Genomic DNA, 3490 nt, shown 5'->3' with positions numbered 1-3490 from the left:
TGTGGGGGCCGCGCGCAGCTCTCAGTTTCCGTTGATGTTCTCGCGGATCCAGTGCAATACGCTGACAAGGAGAGAGATAGCGCCAGACATTGATGGCTTGGTACATTGCACGACGCTCTATTTTTTAGGTCTTTTATTTATATAAAAGACCTTTTTTTCATTTTCTGGCTCTAAAAGCCTGATCTGCCGTTGTTAGATAAAAAAGTGCTTAGCAAAGGCATTATTGGTGTTTGTTGCCCCAAACAGGAATGCGCAGAATCGCAATATCGAATGTTTTTCATAACAAACGGAAGCGTTATGCGATTTGGTTCTTACTCCGTCCTGCCGGGCTTTGGCCCAACCCTCGGCTTTAGCCTGCTCTACCTGGGCGTGCTGGTGCTGCTGCCGATCTCGGCGCTGGTGTTGTTCGCGGTGAACAATCTCACCCTCGCCGAGTTCTGGCAGGTGATAGGTTCCCCGCGGGTGCTCGCCTCCTTTCGCCTGAGTTTCGGGGCCGCTTTTATCGCGGCGCTGCTCAACAGCCTGTTCGGCTTGATCCTGGCCTGGGTGCTGGTGCGTTACACCTTCCCCGGTCGCCGGCTGGTGGATGCGCTGATCGATCTGCCGTTCGCCATGCCCACCGCCGTCTCCGGTATTGCCCTGTGCGCCATCTTCGCCCCTAACGGCTGGATCGGGCAGTGGGTTGCCCCGTTTGGGATAGAGCTCGCCTACAACCCCATCGGGGTGGTGATTGCGCTCACGTTCATCGGCCTGCCCTTCGTGGTGCGCACCCTGCAGCCCGTGCTGCGGGAAGCAGAGACAGAGCAGGAGGAGGCTGCCGCCAGCCTGGGTGCTGACCGCTGGCAGACCTTCCAGCGCGTGCTGTGGCCTACCCTGGTACCTGCGTTGATCACCGGTTTTGCGCTGGCATTTGCCCGTGGGGTGGGGGAGTACGGCTCCGTCATCTTCATCGCTGGCAACCTGCCCATGGTTTCCGAAATCGCGCCGCTGATGATCATGAGTCATCTGGAGGAGTACGACTATGCCGGTGCTTCCGCCATCGCGGTGGTCATGCTGCTCATCTCTTTCATCCTGTTATTGCTGATCAACAAGTTACAGGCCTGGAGCTGGGCGCGCATAGGAGGGAGCCGGATATGAGTTCATCTGCCATCACCATTGAGGTTGCCCCTGTGGAGGCGACGTCCGGCCGCAAGGCACCGATCGTGATCCGTGAACCCCAGTGGGTCAAGTGGTTGCTCATCACGGTCGGCCTCGGCTGGTTTGCCGCCCTGCTGCTGCTGCCGCTGGCCACCGTCTTCATTCAGGCGCTAAGACCTGGGCTGGCCTTCTTCTGGCACGCTATCAGCGAGCCGGATGCCCTGAGTGCGCTCGGGCTGACCGCCCTGGTCACACTTTGCGCGGTTCCCCTCAACCTGCTGTTCGGGCTCGCGGCGGCCTGGGCCATAGCGCGCTTCCGCTTTCCTGGCCGGCAGCTGCTCATCACCATCATAGATCTGCCGTTCTCTGTCTCGCCTGTGATTGCAGGGCTGATGTTCGTGCTGATGTTCGGCAGCCGCGGCTGGTTTGGCGACTGGCTGAGCGAGCACGACATCAAGGTGATCTTCGCCACTCCTGGCATCATTTTGGCGACCACCTTCATTACTGTGCCCTTCGTGGTCCGCGAGCTATTGCCCCAGATGGAGGCGCGCGGCCCGGAAGAAGAAGAAGCCGCCATCATGCTGGGGGCGAGCGGTTTGCAGATGTTCTGGCGGGTCACCCTGCCCGGCATCCGCTGGAGCCTGATGTATGGCCTTCTGCTCTGTACTGCCCGGGCGGTGGGGGAGTTTGGCGCCGTCTCCGTGGTCTCAGGCCATATTCGCGGCCAGACCAATACCCTGCCGCTGCACATCGAGATCCTCTACAACGAGTACCAGACCGGCGCCGCCTTCGCGGTGGCCAGCCTGTTGGCCCTGTTCGGGATCTTTACCCTGCTGGGAGAGACACTGCTGGCCCGGCTGCGTGGGCAGCCCACCAAGTCCCATTGATGTTATTGCGACACGGGTCTGGCCGCGCGGTCAGCCCGACCCGGATACCCCATTGATATGGATTGGGGAGTGATGGTGAGCATGGCCAGCTGAGCGGGCTGGCCAGCTCAGAGACGCCATCCACCCCGATTTAACGGTTTAGAGAGGCAGCCATGAGCATTCAGGTTCAACAACTCAACAAGCATTTCAATCAGTACGCGGCCCTGGCCGATATCAACCTCGACTTTCATGATGGCGAGCTGGTGGCCCTGCTCGGCCCTTCCGGCTGCGGCAAGACCACCTTGCTGCGGATCATCGCCGGGCTGGAGCAGGCCGACAGCGGCAGCGTCATCATTCGCGGGGAGGATGCCTCTGATCTCCATGTGCGCGATCGCAACGTCGGCTTCGTGTTCCAGCACTATGCCCTGTTTCGCCACATGACGGTGTTCGAGAACGTGGCGTTCGGCCTGCGGGTCAAGTCGCGCAGTGAGCGTCCGGCCGAGGCGGCGATCCGCGTCCGGGTCAAGGAGCTGCTGGATCTGGTGCAGCTCAGCCACGTGGCCGAGCGCTATCCGACCCAGCTTTCCGGTGGCCAGCGCCAGCGGGTCGCCCTGGCCCGCGCCCTGGCGGTGCAGCCCAAGGTGTTGCTGCTGGACGAACCTTTCGGCGCCCTCGATGCCCAGGTGCGCAAGGAGCTGCGCCGCTGGCTGCGCGAATTACACGACGAGTTGCACGTCACCAGCCTGTTCGTGACCCACGATCAGGAGGAGGCGCTGGAGGTGGCGGATCGGGTGGTGCTGATGAACGCCGGCCGGGTCGAGCAGATTGGCACCCCGGCTGAGGTCTATGACCAGCCCGCCAGCTCCTTTGTCCACAGCTTCCTCGGCAGTGTGAATCAGTTTCGCGGCCGGGTGGCGGAGCAGGGCCTGGGTATTGGCGAGCAGTGGCTGGGGGGCCCCATCAGCGCTCATCATCTGGCTCAGGGCAGTGCGGCTATCGCCTATGTGCGCCCCCACGAGCTGGAGATACTGCCGGCGGATGCGCCCGGCGGGATCAGCGCCACCATCACCCGTCTGTTACCCATGGGGCCGCGCATCCGGGTGGAACTGCGTGGTAATGGGGATACAAACGGTGCACACTTCGAGGCCGAACTGAGCAAGGAGGAGGCCAAAGCCTTCACATCGGGTCAGGGGGTACGACTGGTCGCCAAACAGGCTCAGCTCTATCCGGACTACCAGATCTGACGGTCATCGACGATCGAAATGGACAGATAGGATGGCGGTGTGAGCCCGCCTGGGATACAAGGGTGTCAGGCCGTTGCCGGACTCGATGAGGAGTCAGGTCAGGCAGATAACAAGAAAACGGCGGCGGGGTCGACCCCGACCGGCCAGTCAGCGCAGGAGGCGATGACGTGAATTTTCAGCAGTTACGTATTATTCGGGAGGCGGCGCGGCGGGATTACAACCTGACCGAGGTCGCCAATGCCC

The 3490-nt window shown here is 61.5% G+C and carries 4 protein-coding genes; all 4 read left to right on the top strand.

Translation table 11 applies throughout. The features are described from left to right. The first annotated feature begins 297 nt into the window (after nucleotides 1-297). The 4 genes from cysT to AAC083_RS17465 all read left to right on the top strand — a co-directional run bounded on the left by cysT (nucleotide 298) and on the right by AAC083_RS17465 (nucleotide 3418). Entirely contained in the window at nucleotides 298-1137 is an 840-nt protein-coding gene (gene cysT, locus AAC083_RS17480; protein WP_181364798.1) for a sulfate ABC transporter permease subunit CysT, read from the top strand. Further along, nucleotides 1134-2024, top strand: a complete 891-nt coding sequence (gene cysW / locus AAC083_RS17475; protein ID WP_108537270.1) for a sulfate ABC transporter permease subunit CysW — start codon at nucleotides 1134-1136, stop codon at nucleotides 2022-2024. Before cysT ends, cysW begins: the two co-directional genes overlap by 4 nt. Before the next feature lie 152 nt (nucleotides 2025-2176). Beyond that, a complete protein-coding gene (locus AAC083_RS17470) occupies nucleotides 2177-3247 on the top strand; it encodes a sulfate/molybdate ABC transporter ATP-binding protein (protein ID WP_108537269.1) in 1071 nt (356 codons plus the stop codon). Nucleotides 3248-3286: 39 nt separating this feature from the next. Next, the gene (locus tag AAC083_RS17465) at nucleotides 3287-3418 is read left to right on the top strand and encodes a hypothetical protein (RefSeq protein WP_258224749.1); all 132 of its coding nucleotides are present in this window, start codon (nucleotides 3287-3289) and stop codon (nucleotides 3416-3418) included. Nucleotides 3419-3490 lie beyond the last annotated feature (72 nt).

Origin of the sequence: Aeromonas sp. HMWF014 (assembly GCF_963878295.1) — a bacterium.
GTDB lineage: Bacteria > Pseudomonadota > Gammaproteobacteria > Enterobacterales > Aeromonadaceae > Aeromonas > Aeromonas popoffii.
The sequence above is the reverse complement of the archived record's forward strand: the minus strand, read 5'-3'. Positions and strand labels throughout refer to the sequence as shown.

What these genes read in the sequence shown, in the direction of transcription:
- cysT (WP_181364798.1), top strand. Translation starts at nt 298, where the DNA reads ATGCGATTTGGTTCTTACTCCGTCCTGCCGGGCTTTGGCCCAACCCTC.
- cysW (WP_108537270.1), top strand. Translation starts at nt 1,134, where the DNA reads ATGAGTTCATCTGCCATCACCATTGAGGTTGCCCCTGTGGAGGCGACG.
- AAC083_RS17470 (WP_108537269.1), top strand. Translation starts at nt 2,177, where the DNA reads ATGAGCATTCAGGTTCAACAACTCAACAAGCATTTCAATCAGTACGCG.